At 40.1% G+C, this 16,377-nt stretch carries 18 protein-coding genes and 1 tRNA gene; 2 read left to right on the top strand and 17 right to left on the bottom strand.

Annotation, left to right across the window (positions count from 1 at the left end; translation table 11 throughout):
* Positions 1 to 19 precede the first annotated feature (19 nt).
* The 9 genes from rsmB to dapF are packed head-to-tail and all read right to left on the bottom strand — an operon-like array spanning position 20 to position 8,415.
* Positions 20 to 1,360, bottom strand: a complete 1,341-nt coding sequence (gene rsmB, locus BUB93_RS00300; protein ID WP_073269070.1) for a 16S rRNA (cytosine(967)-C(5))-methyltransferase RsmB — start codon at positions 1,358 to 1,360, stop codon at positions 20 to 22.
* On the bottom strand, positions 1,360 to 2,049 hold the full coding sequence (locus BUB93_RS00295) for a zinc metallopeptidase (RefSeq protein WP_073269069.1): 690 nt from the start codon (positions 2,047 to 2,049) through the stop codon (positions 1,360 to 1,362). The genes rsmB and BUB93_RS00295 overlap by 1 nt, the downstream gene beginning before the upstream one ends.
* Positions 2,050 to 2,100: 51 nt before the next feature.
* Positions 2,101 to 3,042, bottom strand: coding sequence for a methionyl-tRNA formyltransferase (fmt, locus tag BUB93_RS00290; protein ID WP_073269068.1), 942 nt, complete (start codon positions 3,040 to 3,042; stop codon positions 2,101 to 2,103).
* Positions 3,039 to 3,506: a peptide deformylase gene (gene def, locus BUB93_RS00285; protein ID WP_073269067.1), complete on the bottom strand. Its 468-nt coding sequence runs from the start codon at positions 3,504 to 3,506 to the stop codon at positions 3,039 to 3,041. Before def ends, fmt begins: the two co-directional genes overlap by 4 nt.
* A 17-nt stretch (positions 3,507 to 3,523) precedes the next feature.
* Complete coding sequence (priA, locus tag BUB93_RS00280) at positions 3,524 to 5,800, bottom strand: replication restart helicase PriA (protein ID WP_073269066.1); 2,277 nt, start codon at positions 5,798 to 5,800, stop codon at positions 3,524 to 3,526.
* A gap of 56 nt (positions 5,801 to 5,856) precedes the next feature.
* The gene (rpoZ, locus tag BUB93_RS00275; RefSeq protein WP_073269065.1) at positions 5,857 to 6,045 is read right to left on the bottom strand and encodes a DNA-directed RNA polymerase subunit omega; all 189 of its coding nucleotides are present in this window, start codon (positions 6,043 to 6,045) and stop codon (positions 5,857 to 5,859) included.
* Between the two features lie 5 nt (positions 6,046 to 6,050).
* Complete coding sequence (gene gmk, locus BUB93_RS00270) at positions 6,051 to 6,677, bottom strand: guanylate kinase (protein ID WP_073269064.1); 627 nt, start codon at positions 6,675 to 6,677, stop codon at positions 6,051 to 6,053.
* Positions 6,678 to 6,688: 11 nt separating this feature from the next.
* Positions 6,689 to 7,558 carry a YicC/YloC family endoribonuclease gene (locus BUB93_RS00265; protein WP_242945274.1) on the bottom strand — a complete coding sequence of 290 codons (870 nt, stop codon included), beginning with the start codon at positions 7,556 to 7,558 and terminating at the stop codon, positions 6,689 to 6,691.
* An 11-nt stretch (positions 7,559 to 7,569) separates the two neighbouring features.
* Positions 7,570 to 8,415: a diaminopimelate epimerase gene (dapF, locus tag BUB93_RS00260; protein WP_073269063.1), complete on the bottom strand. Its 846-nt coding sequence runs from the start codon at positions 8,413 to 8,415 to the stop codon at positions 7,570 to 7,572.
* A 119-nt stretch (positions 8,416 to 8,534) separates the two neighbouring features.
* Here dapF and BUB93_RS00255 point away from each other — a divergent pair, with 119 nt between their 5' ends.
* Together BUB93_RS00255 and BUB93_RS00250 are read left to right on the top strand one after the other, a co-directional pair.
* Positions 8,535 to 10,280, top strand: coding sequence for an Rqc2 family fibronectin-binding protein (locus BUB93_RS00255; RefSeq protein ID WP_073269062.1), 1,746 nt, complete (start codon positions 8,535 to 8,537; stop codon positions 10,278 to 10,280).
* A gap of 78 nt (positions 10,281 to 10,358) precedes the next feature.
* Positions 10,359 to 10,841 (top strand): ferritin-like domain-containing protein, encoded by a 483-nt coding sequence (locus BUB93_RS00250; RefSeq protein ID WP_073269061.1) that lies wholly within the window; start codon positions 10,359 to 10,361, stop codon positions 10,839 to 10,841.
* A gap of 21 nt (positions 10,842 to 10,862) precedes the next feature.
* Here the strand turns inward: BUB93_RS00250 and BUB93_RS00245 are convergent, their stop codons facing one another.
* The 8 genes from BUB93_RS00245 to BUB93_RS00210 all read right to left on the bottom strand — a co-directional run bounded on the left by BUB93_RS00245 (position 10,863) and on the right by BUB93_RS00210 (position 16,366).
* Positions 10,863 to 11,777: an RluA family pseudouridine synthase gene (locus BUB93_RS00245; RefSeq protein WP_073269060.1), complete on the bottom strand. Its 915-nt coding sequence runs from the start codon at positions 11,775 to 11,777 to the stop codon at positions 10,863 to 10,865.
* 6 nt (positions 11,778 to 11,783) lie between these two features.
* The gene (locus tag BUB93_RS00240) at positions 11,784 to 12,515 is read right to left on the bottom strand and encodes a YlmH/Sll1252 family protein (protein ID WP_073269059.1); all 732 of its coding nucleotides are present in this window, start codon (positions 12,513 to 12,515) and stop codon (positions 11,784 to 11,786) included.
* A gap of 5 nt (positions 12,516 to 12,520) precedes the next feature.
* The gene (locus BUB93_RS00235; RefSeq protein WP_073269058.1) at positions 12,521 to 12,790 is read right to left on the bottom strand and encodes a YggT family protein; all 270 of its coding nucleotides are present in this window, start codon (positions 12,788 to 12,790) and stop codon (positions 12,521 to 12,523) included.
* A 9-nt stretch (positions 12,791 to 12,799) separates the two neighbouring features.
* Positions 12,800 to 13,267, bottom strand: a complete 468-nt coding sequence (locus BUB93_RS00230; protein ID WP_073269057.1) for a cell division protein SepF — start codon at positions 13,265 to 13,267, stop codon at positions 12,800 to 12,802.
* A gap of 15 nt (positions 13,268 to 13,282) precedes the next feature.
* A complete protein-coding gene (locus BUB93_RS00225) occupies positions 13,283 to 13,939 on the bottom strand; it encodes a YggS family pyridoxal phosphate-dependent enzyme (RefSeq protein WP_073269056.1) in 657 nt (218 codons plus the stop codon).
* An 11-nt stretch (positions 13,940 to 13,950) separates the two neighbouring features.
* Positions 13,951 to 15,153, bottom strand: a complete 1,203-nt coding sequence (locus BUB93_RS00220; protein WP_073269055.1) for a biotin/lipoyl attachment domain-containing protein — start codon at positions 15,151 to 15,153, stop codon at positions 13,951 to 13,953.
* Between the two features lie 30 nt (positions 15,154 to 15,183).
* Positions 15,184 to 15,260: transfer RNA gene (locus tag BUB93_RS00215), tRNA-Pro, on the bottom strand.
* Between the two features lie 80 nt (positions 15,261 to 15,340).
* On the bottom strand, positions 15,341 to 16,366 hold the full coding sequence (locus tag BUB93_RS00210) for an NAD(P)H-dependent glycerol-3-phosphate dehydrogenase (protein ID WP_073269054.1): 1,026 nt from the start codon (positions 16,364 to 16,366) through the stop codon (positions 15,341 to 15,343).
* Between the last annotated feature and the right edge of the window lie 11 nt (positions 16,367 to 16,377).

Raw genomic sequence — 16,377 nt, 5'->3', positions numbered from 1 at the left:
ACTGATTTCATAAACCGTTTTAATTTTCAATACCTATCCTGACGATGAAAAAGCCGTCCGTTCCATGGACATTTGGATAAAGTTTTACATATCCAGCTTCGTCTATTATATCCCTAAAGATGTCTTCAGGCAATTTGTCGTCTACAAAAGCGCGTTCCCTGTTCTTAAGCAGATAATCCACGACCTCTTCGTTTTCCCTTGGATTCACGGTGCAAGTAGTATAAACAAGATATCCACCTGGTGACAAAGAATCGAAAGCATTTAAAATCAGACGCTTTTGTATCTGCACGATTTCATGAATCTTTTGGGGGCTGAGCTTGTATTTTATATCAGGCTTTCGTCTTATTATGCCAAGTCCCGAACATGGAGCATCAAGTAAAACCCTGTCATACTTTCCTAAATCAGATTCATCCAGATTCAATCCATCTTTTATCTCGCTTTTTACATTGTCCAAACCGAGCCTGTGGATGTTTTTTTCTATCAGAAGCATCTTGTGGCTGTGTATATCCCTAGCTGTGACGCTGCCGGCATTTTCAAGCTTTTGAGCTATGTGGGTCGTCTTGCCTCCCGGGGCTGCGCACATGTCTAAAACTGAGTTCCCGAGTTTTACCTCCAATGCCTCAACACTTAACATGGCCCCTTCATCCTGTACGAAATACAGACCCTGATCATGGCTTTTTAGACCCCCGATATTGGTAAGCCCCTTTGTAACAAGGCATTCTGGTGAAAAATTGCTTTTTTCAGCCGCAACACCTTCATTTTTTAAAATCCCGATTAATTCATCTGCATCCACCTTCAAAGTGTTTACACGTATGGTCAGAGGAGAAACCCCAAGTGATGCCTTAAAGAAATCCATGGCAAAATCGTAACCGTAATATTTGGTCATCAGCTTTAAAAGCCAATTCGGAACCGATAGTTTTACGTAATCCGGATTTTCCTTGGCTTTAATGCTCTCCATATTCCTCTCTGCACTTCTTAAAACTCCGTTCACAAATCCACCTGCTTTGGCACTTTCGTACCTTTTACCAAGCTTAACCCCTTCATTTACCGCTGCAAATGTGGGTACCTTGTCAAGAAAGTACATCTGGTAAATCCCTACCCTTAGAACTATTAATATCCATGGCGATATTTTTTTCAAGGGGGTTTTGCTTAAAGAGGATATTATTGAATCTATGTGCAGTTTGTTTTTTTCAGTTCCATAAACAAGAGAAGTTGCCAAAGCAACGTCGTTATTAGACAAAGCCGCTTTTGACAACCACTTCTTTAATGCCAAGTTTGTATACGCATCTTTGTATTCAACCTCATGCAATACGTTTATGGCTACTTCCCTGGGATTTTTAATTTTATCATTATTATTCATCAGTCTCTTGAACCTCTCAAAACCACAAGTCTTACCAGCTGCAGCAATGATACCAGCAGCGCTGCTACATAAGTCAAGGCAGCCGCATCAAGAACTTTCTTGACCCCCACCGATTCTTCTCTGATGACAAGTCCGTTAGCAGACAACTGGGCTATGGCTCTCTTGCTGGCATTGAATTCAACCGGCAAAGTCACCATGTTGAATACGACGGATCCGGCAAAGAAGATTATTCCTATGTTCATAAGCTGCATAGCTTGGAATAAAAATCCTATGAAAAACAAAAACCAGGCTATGCTAGATGCGAAACTGACGACAGGAAATATCGCATTTCTGAATTTAAGTGGCGCATACGCCTCTTGATGCTGTATGGCATGACCCACTTCATGAGCGGCGATGCCCACAGCAGCTACGCTTCTTCCGTTATACACTTCATTTGACAGACGCAAAACTCTTTTTCGCGGGTCATAATGGTCGGATAGCTTTCCACCCACCAATTCTATATTGACGTTGTAAAGTCCGTTGGCATCCAACATGTTTCGCGCTGTTTGAGCTCCGGTAAGCCCCCTTGTGCTCGGCACTCGTAAATATCTATTGTATGTTCCGCTTACCTTGTTTTGGGCATAAGCGGCAATTATGATTCCGGGAATCAATATCAACATTGTAGGCTCAAATAAAAATGGAAAATACATTTTGACCCCTCCATATCTTTTTAACTAAAGTTTACATTCGGTAGCTTAATTTTAACTTAAGGTTGAAAACCGCTTGCCTATCAGACTGCCATTTCCCCTTATATAATCCGAAACCTTCATCCTCTTCTTGCCGGGAAACTGCAGCTCTCTAATCAACAAGACCCCGTCTGCCGTTTTAACGACAATACCTTCATCCCCCTCATTCACTATTGTCCCCGGTACGGCATCCGTTGATGCCAAGACCGTGAGCCTGGAGGTTGACAGCTTGACTCTGTTTCCTTCCAAAAAGCTGTATGCACCGGGATAAGGATGCGTGCCCCTTATTAAATTGTGTATTGCCGCAGAAGGACTGTCCCAGTCGATTTTACCCGTGTCTCTGTCTATCATCTTTGTGTAAGTCGCCTCTTCATCATCTTGCTTGACAGGTGTTATGATTCCTTCTGGGTAATCCCTTAAGGTGTCAATAAGAAGATCCGCTCCCTTTCTTGCAAGGATGTCGTGAAGCTCCCCTGTAGTCATCTCGTTGGATATTTCTACCTCGAATTTATAAAGCATATCTCCTGTATCCATGCCCGTATCCATTAACATAGTGGTCGCGCCGGATTTTTTTTCACCGTCGATAACCGCCCAATGAATCGGAGCCGCCCCCCTGTATTTAGGAAGCAGCGATGCGTGAAGGTTAATGCAGGCAATTTTCGGTATCTGAAGTATCTCCTTTGGCAGGATCCTTCCATAAGCTACTACAACTATGTAATCGGGATTATACGATCTAAGCTTTTCTATAAAAGACGCATCCTTGATTTTTTCCGGTTGCAGCACCTGCAGCCCATTATCAAAAGCTGTCTGTTTGACAGGTGAAAAATTTACTTTTTTACCTCTTGAATTTGGTCGGTCAGGTTGAGTCACAACGGCACTGATTACAAAATCCGAATCGATGAGTTTGTTTAAAGAGCTAACCGCAAATTCGGGAGTACCCATAAACACTATATTCATGAATCAGTATCCTCCTTTAAAGTCTCCTCATCGGCTCTGTCTGTAAACAAAATTCCATCAAGGTGATCAACTTCGTGACAAATAGCCCTTGCAAGCATGCCCTCCGCCGTCAGCGATTTCTCTGTACCGTCGATATCGGTAAATTTCACCTTGAGGGTTTCCGGTCTTTCCACCTGCCCGGACACTCCCGGCAAGCTCAAGCAGCCTTCTGCGGCTCTTTGACATCCCTCTTCGTCAAATATTTCAGGGTTTATCATAGTTATTGGACCATCGCCTATGTCAATGACTACGATCCTTCTGAGGATCCCTACTTGGTTTGCCGCCAGTCCTACGCCGTCTGCTTCGTACATAGTCTCTATCATATCATCTCTCAAGGTGATTATTCTATCAGTTATTTCATTTATTCTTCTTGCCTTTTTTCTCAAAACCGGATCACCATCTTCTCTAATGGTTCTTAAAGCCATATTTGAGCCTCCTCTACTTAAAACACTGCATTTGGATTTACATCCACGATCATTGTCGATTTTATTTTTTTTGTTTCATCTGAAAAATTCACTGCTCTGATTATATCATTAAATTCTTTAATTCTGCTTGTCTTAATTAAGATATAGTACCTATATCTGTTGTTTATTCTAATTATTCCTGATGGGCTGGGAGGATAAACGTCTTTTATCAAGATATTTTGATTTCTTTTTTCTAGCTCCACCTTAATCTGTCTGTGATATGATTCGCAATCTTTTTTTACGCTTTTCATGTCATCACCCGCGAAGCCAACGTAAAAAAGTCTTGAGAAAGGCGGGTATTCGTGAGTTTTCCGGAAAGAGATCTCTTTATCGTAAAAGCCCTTGTAGTCGTGGCACTTTGCATGGTTTATTACATAATTGCCAGGATCGTAAGTCTGTATAACCACTTCCCCCCGCTTAGTGCCTCTTCCTGCTCTTCCTGCAACTTGAGTCAAGAGCTGAAAAGTTCTTTCCGATGATCTGTAATCGGGAAAATTTAGTGTAAGATCAGCGAGAAGAACGCCTACCAACGTGACGTTTTCAAAATCAAATCCCTTGGTGACCATTTGAGTGCCGAGAAGTATATCTGCCTTTTTATCCGCAAACAGCTCTAAAGTTTTTTGTACAGAATCCTTCTTTTTCATGGTGTCTGTATCCATTCTCAAGACCCTTGCAGCCGGAAAGTACTTCTCGAGCAGTGCCTGAACTCTCTCCGTTCCGCTGCCTGAATATTTGATCTTGTTGCTCTTGCATTCAGGGCAGGTATCTTCAACAGACCTGGTATGATTGCAATAGTGGCAAATCATTTTATTGGTCTTTCCATGATATGTCATTGCGACATCGCATTTTTTGCATTTGATCACATATCCACATGACCTGCAGAATACAAAACTGTAGTATCCCCTTTTGTTTAGGAACAAAATGGTTTGCTCACCTTTATCCAGCCTATCCTTGATTCTGCTGTACAATGCCTTGCTTAAAAAGGACCTGTTCCCATCCTTTATTTCTTCTCTCATGTCCACGATTTCTGTTCGAGGCATCTCCATGCAGTTTATCCTGTTGGGAAGCTCTAAAAGCCTGTAAGCTCCTATTGATGCCTTGTAGTATGACACCATTGATGGAGTGGCACTTCCTAAAACGACTTTGGCGTTGAAAAACTCAGCAAGCTTGCATGCCAGAGGAATCGTATCATATCTGGGCCTGTTTTGAGATTTGTATGTATTTTCATGCTCTTCATCTATTATTATCAGGCCCAGATCTCTAAATGGAGAAAAAACAGCAGATCTGGCACCTATAATTATCTTGATTTCTTTTTTATCTATTTCCAAATACTGCCTGACTTTGTCCTTATCGCTTATCCTACTGTGGATTACAGCAGCTTTTTGATCGAACCTTTCCGTTATCCTGTTAATCGTTTGAGGAGTCAATGAAATTTCTGGCACTAAATAAAGGCAGGTTCCGCCCTGTTCAAGGGCTTCTTCCATCATATTTAAGTAAATTTCTGTTTTCCCGCTTCCAGTCACTCCATGCAATAGGCTGACCCTGTCAACAGAATTCGAAAATTCGGATAAAATATTTTTTTGATCCGGTGTAAGATCTGGCTTTTTAATAAGTTTTTTCGGATGTACATATGATTCCTTATTTGCTGCTTCCAAAAGGATGCCTTTCGTCAATAGAGATTTAATCGCCTGATTTGGGTTTATGATCACCTCTTTTAACTCTTCCCTCGTCTTTGGACCAGTGTAGAGATATTTTAGAATCTCAGCCTGTTTGATTGCATTTTTAGGCGTCAGTTCCAACACCTGGTCTAGGCTTAAGTCTCTGTACTCGCAAGCTAAACTATACTGAATAGTTTCTTTAATCTTAAAATCCAAATAAAACCGGGTCTTAAGATCTGAATCTTTTTTTGTCTTTATGTTTAGCGTCCCCGGAAAATATGCATTGACATTATCCATAAAAAAAGCATGATAATTGCTTTGCAGCCACTCACAGGCTTTTAACTGCTCACAGCTCATGACTGGATAATTTTCAACGACTCCCAGAACCTTTTTAAGCTTGTAACCATTGCTTTCACCAGCATTAAAATCAATAATGTCCACCACCACCCCGTCTAGAGGCTTGTTTCCGTATCCAAAGGGTACCATGACCCTTTGACCCACAGCAATCAAAGATTCCATCTCTCTGTCAATCAGATAGTCAAAAGGCCTGTCCATGCTAAAATTAGTTTGATTTATATAAACTTTGGCTATTTTCATGAACAATCCTCCCATAAAGATTAAAAAAGCAACGGCCTATCGCCATTGCCGAGTGACTACTTATAATGAAATTTCAACCTGTCTTCAGCTATTTCCCTAGTGGCCAAAGTGACCGGATTCCTGATTTGTCCTTCAATGAACAAGTCCTTTTCCACAATGTTTCTTGCCCTTTTTGCTGCGATTATAACCAATGAATATTTATTGTTAGTTCGTTCGATTAAATCATTTAATGCTGGATATCTCATACTGATTACCTCCCTAAAATTTCTTCTATTTTACTTTCCAGTCTTTCAGATCTACATTTTTCAGCGGTAATGATAGCAGAAACCTGGTTTGCAGCAACTGAAACTGTATCATTAATGACTATATAACTGTACTTTGTGGCATTCCTGATTTCTTCGTAGGCACAATTCATCCTTTTATCCAACTGATCTTGATTTTCAGTTCCTCTATCAGTAATGCGTTTTTTTAGCTCTTTTAAAGAAGGTGGTACTATAAATATATATATCCCTTCCGGATAATTTGCCCTGACCTGGCTCGCACCTTGAATATCGATTTCCAAAATGACATCAATTCCCTGCTCCATCTTTTCCAAGACTCGCTTCTTTGGCGTCCCATAATAATTGTCGTATACTTTTGCATACTCCAAAAACTCATTATTGCCTATCATGTCAAGGAAACTTTCCTTGTTTATAAAGCAATAGTTCTTGCCCTCTATTTCCCCATTTCGCGGATCTCTAGTAGTAGCGGAAACTGATATCTCTAAATTTTTCTGTCGTTTCAGCAGCTCCTTGCAGATCGTTCCCTTTCCTGCCCCGGAAGGACCGGAGATAACGATCAACAACCCTTTCTCTCTCTCATAAAAACTTCTAGTCATATCTATCTCCATTACTCAATATTTTGTATTTGTTCCCGCATCTTTTCTATCTCACTTTTAATCTCAACCACAAGATTTGAAATGTCAATGTGGTTTGATTTCGATCCTATGGTGTTAATTTCTCTGTGAAGTTCCTGAATCAAAAAATCAAGCTTTCTGCCAACGGGCTCATCTTCTTCCAGTATTTTTCTAAATCTCTCTATATGACTTTTAAGCCTTGTAGTCTCTTCTGTTATATTAGCCTTTTCGGAATAGTATGCAACTTCAGTCAATAATCTCGACTGGTCTATTTCAATATTTTGAGTGTATTCTTTTATTCTCTGTTCAAGTTTGTCTCTATACTCATCCACTACCAGGCTCTCAAATTCCTTGATTTTTCCCAATTCAGTCTCGATGATTTCAAGCCTCTTGTAAAAATCCTTTTTAAGAGACTCCCCTTCACGTTCTCTGCTGTCTGTAACGTTTTTCAAAGCTACTGAGAGCGCTTTTTTTATTTTGCCCCACAACACGTCTGGGTCTTCTTCGCTATCTTCAGAATATATGACATCTGGAAACCTGGATACAAGCGATAGTGAGTACTCTCCGGTGACTTCCGGAACTGATGTTTTCAAATCCTTTAAACAACTCATATAAGCTTTAGCTAACTCCATATTGAGTTTGATATTTTTATTTGCCAAATCGAAAGAATTCATTTTTACATTTACTTCGATTCTGCCTCTAGAAATAACCTCTCCTATCTCCTTTCTGACTAGATCTTCAGCAAAAGAAATCTGCCTAGGCATTCTTATGAAAAAGTCCTTGTATCTGTGATTAATAGTTTTAAGCTCAACAGCTATCTCCATTTGCTCATCCCTGTATTCGCCTTTTCCAAAACCTGTCATGCTTTTCACAATCAACCCTCCTTAGGAATTTGAACTTGCCCGTCAAATACGTGCACTGCCGGACCTGTCATAGTTATAGTATCGTCAATTTGCACTTTAAGCCTCCCACCGGGGATGGATATGACAACATCTTTGTCAACCAGTCCTTTTTTGTGAAGGACCACTGCCACTGCACAGGAACCCGTCCCGCAGGCAAGTGTTAGTCCGGAACCTCTCTCCCAGGTTAAGGCTTTTACGTTTTTCCGGTCTATTATCTGTGCAAAGTTGACATTTGTACCTTCAGGATAAAATTCAAGTTTTTCTATAAATGGCCCTATTTCTCTATATGGATAGCTATCAACATCTGCAACCTCTATCACTGCATGAGGATTGCCCATAGATACTGCGGATATAACGACCTCTCCCCACGGTGTTTTAAATGGAATATCCATTGCTTTTTCTTGTTCATACACTACCGGTATTTCTTTTGGTTCAAATATGGCTTTGCCCATATTTACGCTTATTAGAAAAGCCTTTTCGCTCTCATCAGTCTGTATCTCTATATGTTTTTCCCCAGCCGGGGTTTCGACGCTGAAATTCTTGCCAGATATCATCCCGTTATCATATACATGCTTTGCAAAGCACCTGATCCCGTTGCCGCACATCTGTGCAGGAGTTCCATCAGAATTGTAGTAAGTCATCTTTACATCAGACTTTTTAGACTTTTCTACGAGCATCAGTCCGTCAGATCCTATTCCAAAGTGCCTTTTGCATAAAAATGCAATCTGATTTTGCTGCAGAAGGATTTCACCTTCCAAGTTGTCAATTATTATAAAATCGTTACCCGTTCCATGATATTTACTGAAGTTAATTTTCATCACCCTCCAATTGTATCTTTATATTATACCATAATACCGATTAAATCCTATAGTATTTTTCCCCGTGTTTTGTTACAATAAGACTGCCTCTGTACCATATAATGAAAGGAATGATATTTATGCCTTTGGACGGATTTGCCGTACACCATTTGCAACATGAACTCTCAAAAGCCCTCGTCGGAGGCAAGATAAACAAGATTTATCAACCTGAAAAGGATGAACTTATACTGAATATCACCAATAAGAAATCCAAGTATGAGCTTTTAATCTCTGCCAACAACAATCATCCCAGGATTCATTTCATAACTGCCACCAAGGAAAACCCCCAGTCGCCGCCGATGTTCTGCATGCTTCTGAGAAAAAAGCTTTCTAATGGCATTATAACCGCTGTTAGGCAGATTGAATTCGACAGAATCGTAGAGCTGACCGTCACGTCAAAAGACGAGCTTTTTGATTTTTCTGAAAAGAAGCTGCTCGTTGAAATCATGGGCAGACACAGCAATATAATATTGCTCGAAAATGGTATTATAACAGACAGCATTAAAAGAATCAACCGATTTGTCAGTTCATTCAGGGAGGTTTTGCCGGGAAGGAGCTACGTGGCCCCTCCGATGAACAAAAGAGATTTTTCTTCCTTGGATGATGAAGAGTTTAAAAAGCTGCTTTTAAGCGCTCCCGACAAAAAGATAGACAAGGCTGTCATGGACTCATTCCAAGGGATAAGCAAGCTAATTGCCAGGGAGGTTTGCAACAGGCTTGATATCAATACGGAATTTGCCGCTTCAGATATTCCGGAAAGCTTGATATGCAAAATCAAGAATATCTTAACTGTGCTGAAGGGTAGTCCAAAGTACTGTATCTATAAAGATCCCGACAGTAAGGAGATCAAAGATTTTTCTACAGTTGCCATTACTCTGTTTGACGGCATGGAAGCATCCTGCTATCCGGATGTCAGTCAAATGCTTGAAGATTACTACAGGTTGAAAGATTCCCACCAAAGAATAAAGGAGCGGACTGCCTCCATCAGCCAAATTATAGGCAATAAGCTAGAGAGAAACTACAACAAGCTCAACAAATTGACGGAAGACAGAAAAAATGCCGAAGACGCGGATAAATTCAGACTCTACGCTGATATGCTGTATGCCAATCTCTACGCCTTAAAGTCTCCTGTCAAGGAAGTTGTTTTAGATAACTTTACCGATGGAACAAAGATCACTATTCCTTTGGATATCAGAAAAACGCCTGGGGAGAATGCCAAAAAATATTATGACAGATATAACAAGGCCAAGAGGGCTCTTAGCTATATAGACGAGCAAACACAAAAGACAAAAGAAGAAATCTACTACCTCGAGAGCATCTTAGACAGCATATCTAAATGCGATTCAATTGGAGAGCTGAGAGAAATCAAAGACGAGCTAGCAGAAAACGGACTTATTAAATCCTATAAAAAAAGCAAAAAAAACCAACAGCAGTCATTATCAGCTCCTGATGTTTTCAGGTCATCTGAAGGATATGACATACTGGTAGGCAAAAACAACAAACAAAACGACATGCTGACTACCAAGACCGCCTCAAAAGACGACTTGTGGTTTCACGTCAAGGATCAACCCGGATCTCATGTTGTCGTGAGATGTGAAGGAAAAACTCCCGGGGAAGCAACCATCTTCGAAGCTGCCATGCTTGCAGCTTACTTCAGCAAGGCAAAGATGAGCTCAAATGCTGCCGTTGACTATACGTTGATAAAATTCGTTAAAAAGCCCAAGTCAGCTAAGGCAGGTATGGTCATATATACCGACAACAAGACTGTTTATGTCACTCCAAGTGAAAAGAAAGTTACAGATCTTAAGAACAACATGACCTCCTGACTCCCGTAAATCCGATTCTGTTTCAATAGGTCATCCTTCGGGTAAGAATTTAACAACTATTGATGAGGAGGTTTTAATATGAGTTTGTACGATATGGCATTAAAACTCGAGGTAGACAGCAAGGAGTATTATATTAAACAGGCAGAGGAAGCTGAAAACGAAGGACTAAAAAAAATATTCCACAAATTAGCTGATGACGAACAAAAGCACTATGAGTATGTTCAGAAATTAGCATCCGGAAATTTGGAATTCAAGGAAACAGACGTTTTAAATGACGTGAAAAATGTTTTTACAGAACTTTTGGAAAAAGACATTAAGTTTGAGATGAATTTATCCACCATTGAAGCCTATGAATTTGCAAAAAAAATGGAGCAGGAGAGCATCGACTATTATCAAAAATTACAGAAGGATAATACTGACCCGACAACTTTGGATTTGCTTAAGAAACTTGAAAACGAAGAGAAAAAACACTTGCTGACCCTTGAGGACATCTTGCTTTATATGCGCAAACCAGAGACTTGGGTTGAGCATGCAGAATTCAATATACGTGAAACATATTAAAAATGGCGGTTTTCGCCATTTTTATTTTTTTATCTTATTAATTATTTTAATGAAATAATCAGGAATAGGCGTTTCGAAAATCATTGCATCACCTGTTGAGGGATGATCAAATGCCAATCTGAAGGCATGAAGAGCCTGCCCTTCCTTTGTCAAAACCTGCTTTTTAAAACCATATACCCCGTCACCTACAAGAGGATGACCTATATAGGCCATATGCACGCGGATTTGATGAGTGCGTCCAGTCTCAAGTGAAGCTTCTATCAGGGTATGCTTTGGAAATCTTTCTATCACTTTGAAGTGAGTGACTGCAGATTTGGAATTTTGATTCACAACAGCCATCTTTATCCTGTTTTTCGGATCTCTACCAATAGGCGCATCAATCTTCCCGTTTTCTTCCTGGATAACTCCTTCTAGGATTGCATAGTAATTTCTCCTTATGTCGTGCTTCTTTAAGAGAGCAGCTAGTTTCTTATGGGCTGCATCGTTTTTCGCAACAAGCAACAGACCTGACGTGTCTTTATCGATCCTATGAACTATTCCGGGACGTTTTACCCCATTGATACCGGATAGGTCTTTAATTTGATGCAACAAGGCATTTACCAGCGTTCCTGAAGGATTGCCATGACCAGGGTGGACTACCATACCCTTGTCCTTGTTTACCACAACTATGTCCTTGTCTTGATAGACTATATCAAGGGGCAAGTCCTGTGGCTCAACCCGATAATCTTCAGCCTTAGGAATATCTACAGTTATTAAATCTCCTGGAGACGTCTTTACGCTGCTTTTTGGTATTTCCCCGTTGAGACGTACATTTCCGCTATCGATTAATTTCTTAATATAGCTTCTTGACATCTCTTTAAAATGACTGCTTAGATATTGATCAAGCCTCATCGAATCTTCATTTTCTCTTATACGAATGGTTTCTAAATTCTCCATTTTACCTCACATGAACTTTAGTATTTCTATCTTTTGATTGCCTTTTTTAGTGCTGCCTGAAATTTCATCAAACAAAAATCTACCATGACCTCTTATAGATATTATTGCTCCAGGGGTAAGTTCATAGGAAGTTTTCTCTACTACCATATGATCTACCTTGACCATCCCCTTTTTAACCATCATTGCAGAATCTCCTCTTGATAGTGAGCAAATCTTACCCACTATGTTGTCTAATCTTAAAGAAGACACGATACAAGTCTTTTTTTCAAATCGCCTCTCAGGAATTGCGACACTCTGGTAAGAGACTATTTGGATTTCAGGGTACTTGTTCTTAATCTTTCCCACATTATCCTTTAGATACATAGAAAATGAATCTTTTACAAATACCATTCCGCTATCCGAATCAGTCAGGATATCACCTAAAACTTCTCTTTTAATTCCTGTGGCTAAAAAGGCTCCTAATATATCCCTGTGAGTAGCTTCGTCAGGAAGAGGGAATTTTAAGACCTCTATAGGGAAAGCCTTTGCCCCCAAAGAGCCTACAGCCAATATATTCCTTTCAGCATCCCGGTAGCCGCCAAAAAAAGAATAATCAACCCCCATTTTATTGAGGGCTGAAGATATCAATTTCTGCTGTGAGGGATCGTAGAAATCGAAAAATTCGACTTCTGACCATTGTCTTGCTACATTTGCCGTTATGTTTTTGACCAGCAGCTCGTCATCGCTGTATTTTTTCATGAAAATCATCCCAACAATTTGATCACCAATGCGCTATATACCGGCAATACAACATATTCTATCAGAAGTATTACAATAAATGGTGAGAAGTCCATCGTTTCAAACATTGCGAACCTTCTTAAAGGATCGAGCATCGGTTCAGTCATATTCCCAACGAATTCTCCAAACTTCCCCTTTTTTTTAGGACTTATAAACTTCAGCACTACATTGACTATTATCATGATGTTTACAAATTCGAAAAAAGCATTTCCTACTCGAATCAACGTACCGCTCATTTCTTACACCTATTTTTCATAATTCCAATCTAAGAACTCGTGGGTGTGGTCCGAATCCAGTTCTTCGGTTATTACATCCACAGTGCTTGGCGCTAAAATAAAGACATTCTCGCTAATCTTTTGAATCGTTCCATCCAATGCGTATACAGCACCATTCAAGAAGTCGAATATTTTTCTTCCATCTTCATAATCCGCATTTTCCAAATTCACGACTACAGTCTTGTTGCTCTTAAGATTGTCGCAAATTAAAGGAGCATCGTTAAAAAATTCCGGCTCAACTACTAAAACCTTAGAATTATCCTTACCGGAACCAACAGGTTTATCCTTCTTCATTTTTTTATTGAATATGGCGTTGCCTGTATCTTGATCCTGTTCCTTTGGCTGCATTTCTTCCTGTTCTTCCATCTCTTCGTCGTAATCTTCCTCGATTTCCAATCCCAATAGGTTTTTTACCTTGCCCCAAGAATCCTTAGCCATAATTATGCCTCCCTTTTATTCGAATAATCCTGATCCGATTCTAACCATGTTCGAACCCGATTCAACTGCAACATCAAAGTCGTTGGTCATACCCATGGAAAGATAGGTCATTTCAATGTTTGTAACTCCATTAACATTTTCTTTTATTTTATCATATATTGCCCTTGTTGTCGTAAAAATATCTTTTAAGTCCTCTATATTTTTAGTGTTCGGCGCAATCGTCATCAATCCTTTGATACGTATATTCCCTAGAGCCGATATATCTTCCAAAAATTGATCAAGCTGATTTGGATCCAAGCCAAATTTGCTTTCTTCGCCTGAAACGTTTAATTGTATCAAAATATCCGTCGTTAGCTCTTTCTTTTTTGATTCCTTGTCAATTGCCCTAGCCAATTCCACAGAATCCACAGAATGGATCAAAAATACCTTGCCGACGACGTATTTAACCTTGTTCTTCTGAAGATGTCCTATTATATGCCACCTAATATTTTGGGGAAGGACTTCTTGCTTTTCCCTAAATTCCTGAACTCTGTTTTCACCCAAGTCGAAAATTCCCGCTTCCAAAACCTTCTCGATTTCCTCGATGCTTCTGTGTTTTGTAACTGCCACCAACAAAACGTCATCTGGGAGCTTTCTCATAATCTCTTCTATATTTTTTTTGATATTGCTCATTTAAAACACCTCTACGGATTTATAAGTACCTGCATCCCGTCGCTTAGGTTGCTGTTTTCTGATCTGCTTAAGAAGACTTGACTCCCATCAACCAAAGTCACCGTCACTTCGACATTCCTTCTCAAATATCCTTTGCTCAAGACCATTACGTAGCTTTTTCCGTCTTTTTCAAATACAGATCTGGATGGTACGAGATAGCCTTGATTTTCGTAGGTATAAATGTCTGCCGTGCCTTTTCTTTTGCTTAGAATCTCTCCTTGAACCATTTCCTTTAGCATGAACACTAAAATTTTTTCCTCTTCTTCTTCAATGGATTCAATCAAGTAAGCCGCATATTCATTGTCATCCATGTTGAATTTTACTTTTGGAAACCCTCTTAGCAGATCCACCCTTTCGGTCAAAAGCTCTATATAAGATGAAAGATTTTCTTCATCCAACCGTTCATATATGCCGGTTTTTCTTTCCTGGAGAAGTGCTTCTCTCTGCAGCTCGACTTCTTTGGGTACTGCCGCCACAATAATTACCCCATCATCGTCAGTAACCTTAAGCACGTTGTTTCCATAACCTCTATTCAAATCAGCTATTTCATCAGCTTCTTCTAGGAACTCTTTCGACAACATATCCATATTCGAAAAGGTAAATACCTGTTCATATCCATCATCATCAAAAAAAACGTATCCAGGATAATCTGATCCGATTTTCTTAAGGGTCGGCGATGAAATTGAAGCACCAGAATTTTTTTCTAAAATGTCCTTTAGTTCTTCTTCTGATTTGGACTGGTATCTCAATGCAGATAGCATTATTCGGATTTCCCTTTGACTCTTGGTCTTGTCGTCCTCATCGAATGAATCAATTAGCGATAAATCCAATTCTTTTTTTGAAGACCCGGCATGGGATATAGCTTTATTGATTGCTGCCGATTTGTCAGAAGCGTATCCTTGAGTGGAAACCGATTGTTCAGCCAGTAATTGATTCATAGATATTCTAGTGCCCGAGCTTATTAGATACGAGGGTTTTTGGTCAAAATAAAAAACCTGCTCGTTTTTGATTAAAGTCACATCCGCTTCGTAGGTTTTTACGTAGCGTTCATTGTGAAGTGTCTGAGTTTGTTTGCTGCTTAAATTCATCCAGGCTAGTGCCATCAAAAATATTATAAGCATATACAACAGCGGCTTCCTGTTGTTCTTTCTTCTGGATCTTCGTTTGCTTTTCAATAGATCACGTCCGATAGAGTATAATAAAAATGGTCTGAGTGACAGGAATTGAACCTGCGACCTCGTGAACCCCATTCACGCGCGCTACCAAACTGCGCCACACCCAGACATATACTATATTATAATGATTGTACCATTGCATTTCAAGTAGAATTTTTAAAAAATTTAGAAGCGGTGACAACCGCTTCTAATTCCAGCCGTAATAATAAAGGCTGTTGATCTCTTCTATTTCGTGTTTGCTTCTTCTTGTCATGATTTGGTTTACCACATCCTTTGGGTCGTACCCTTCGTAGAGTATCTTATAAATCCCTGTGGTTATGGGCATCTCACAATCATGTTTTCCAGCAAGCTCGTAAGCAGTTTTAGTGGCTTTGACGCCTTCAACGACCATTCCTATTCCTGCCAGCACATTTTCAAGGGATTCACCCTGTCCCAGAAGTATTCCTGCCCTTCGGTTTCTGCTATGCATGCTGGTACAGGTTACGATAAGATCGCCAATGCCTGTCAAACCAGCAAATGTTTCTGTTTTTGCTCCAAGAATTTTACCTAGTCTGCTTATTTCAGCTATTCCCCTTGTCATCAACGCTGCCTTGCTGTTATCTCCATAACCCAGACCGTCAGAAATGCCGGCTCCGAGAGCTATTATGTTTTTCAATGCACCGCCCAGCTCTACGCCTATCATATCCGGGTTAGTATATACCCTTAAATAATCCGTACTGAAAAGATCCTGCAGTAACTCGCATTTGGCTTTTTTCTCACCGGAAACAACTACAGTGGTAGGAAGCTTGTTTGCTACCTCCTCCGCGTGGCTTGGCCCGGATAAAACATAAACATTATTATATGAAAGTTCTTCGTTTATTGCTTGGCTCAGTCTGAAATACGAACCTTCCTCAAGCCCTTTTGAAACATTGACTATATATTGCTCGCAATTGACAAAGTCTTTGATTTGAATGCAAAGATCCCTTATCGTGTGGGATGGGACAGCTAAAACAACCACTTCGCTTCCTGCAACTGCTGATTCTAGGCTTGTTGTCGCCGTGATTTTTTTATTTATCACCACTCCCGGCAGATACTTAGAATTGACCCTTTTAAAGTTGATTTCATCAACGAGGTCCTCTCTTCTGTGCCATAAGTCAACTGCATAACCCTTGTCAGCCAGCAATACCGCCAGGGCGGTCCCCCAGCTGCCTGCACCAAGTACTCCTATCTTCATAATCTTTCACC

The sequence above is a fragment of the Alkalibacter saccharofermentans DSM 14828 genome, assembly GCF_900128885.1.
GTDB lineage: Bacteria > Bacillota > Clostridia > Eubacteriales > Alkalibacteraceae > Alkalibacter > Alkalibacter saccharofermentans.
This window is presented reverse-complemented; position numbering and strand designations above follow the sequence as displayed.

What these genes read in the sequence shown, in the direction of transcription:
- BUB93_RS00230 (WP_073269057.1), bottom strand. Translation starts at nt 13,267, where the DNA reads ATGGCTAAGGATTCTTGGGGCAAGGTAAAAAACCTATTGGGATTGGAA.
- fmt (WP_073269068.1), bottom strand. Translation starts at nt 3,042, where the DNA reads ATGAATATAGTGTTTATGGGTACTCCCGAATTTGCGGTTAGCTCTTTA.
- BUB93_RS00295 (WP_073269069.1), bottom strand. Translation starts at nt 2,049, where the DNA reads ATGTATTTTCCATTTTTATTTGAGCCTACAATGTTGATATTGATTCCC.
- BUB93_RS00240 (WP_073269059.1), bottom strand. Translation starts at nt 12,515, where the DNA reads ATGAAAAAATACAGCGATGACGAGCTGCTGGTCAAAAACATAACGGCA.
- gmk (WP_073269064.1), bottom strand. Translation starts at nt 6,677, where the DNA reads ATGACTAGAAGTTTTTATGAGAGAGAGAAAGGGTTGTTGATCGTTATC.
- BUB93_RS00255 (WP_073269062.1), top strand. Translation starts at nt 8,535, where the DNA reads ATGCCTTTGGACGGATTTGCCGTACACCATTTGCAACATGAACTCTCA.
- BUB93_RS00250 (WP_073269061.1), top strand. Translation starts at nt 10,359, where the DNA reads ATGAGTTTGTACGATATGGCATTAAAACTCGAGGTAGACAGCAAGGAG.
- BUB93_RS00265 (WP_242945274.1), bottom strand. Translation starts at nt 7,558, where the DNA reads ATGACAGGTTTTGGAAAAGGCGAATACAGGGATGAGCAAATGGAGATA.
- BUB93_RS00225 (WP_073269056.1), bottom strand. Translation starts at nt 13,939, where the DNA reads ATGAGCAATATCAAAAAAAATATAGAAGAGATTATGAGAAAGCTCCCA.
- rpoZ (WP_073269065.1), bottom strand. Translation starts at nt 6,045, where the DNA reads ATGAGATATCCAGCATTAAATGATTTAATCGAACGAACTAACAATAAA.
- BUB93_RS00245 (WP_073269060.1), bottom strand. Translation starts at nt 11,777, where the DNA reads ATGGAGAATTTAGAAACCATTCGTATAAGAGAAAATGAAGATTCGATG.
- dapF (WP_073269063.1), bottom strand. Translation starts at nt 8,415, where the DNA reads ATGAAAATTAACTTCAGTAAATATCATGGAACGGGTAACGATTTTATA.
- priA (WP_073269066.1), bottom strand. Translation starts at nt 5,800, where the DNA reads ATGAAAATAGCCAAAGTTTATATAAATCAAACTAATTTTAGCATGGAC.
- BUB93_RS00235 (WP_073269058.1), bottom strand. Translation starts at nt 12,790, where the DNA reads ATGAGCGGTACGTTGATTCGAGTAGGAAATGCTTTTTTCGAATTTGTA.
- rsmB (WP_073269070.1), bottom strand. Translation starts at nt 1,360, where the DNA reads ATGAATAATAATGATAAAATTAAAAATCCCAGGGAAGTAGCCATAAAC.
- BUB93_RS00210 (WP_073269054.1), bottom strand. Translation starts at nt 16,366, where the DNA reads ATGAAGATAGGAGTACTTGGTGCAGGCAGCTGGGGGACCGCCCTGGCG.
- def (WP_073269067.1), bottom strand. Translation starts at nt 3,506, where the DNA reads ATGGCTTTAAGAACCATTAGAGAAGATGGTGATCCGGTTTTGAGAAAA.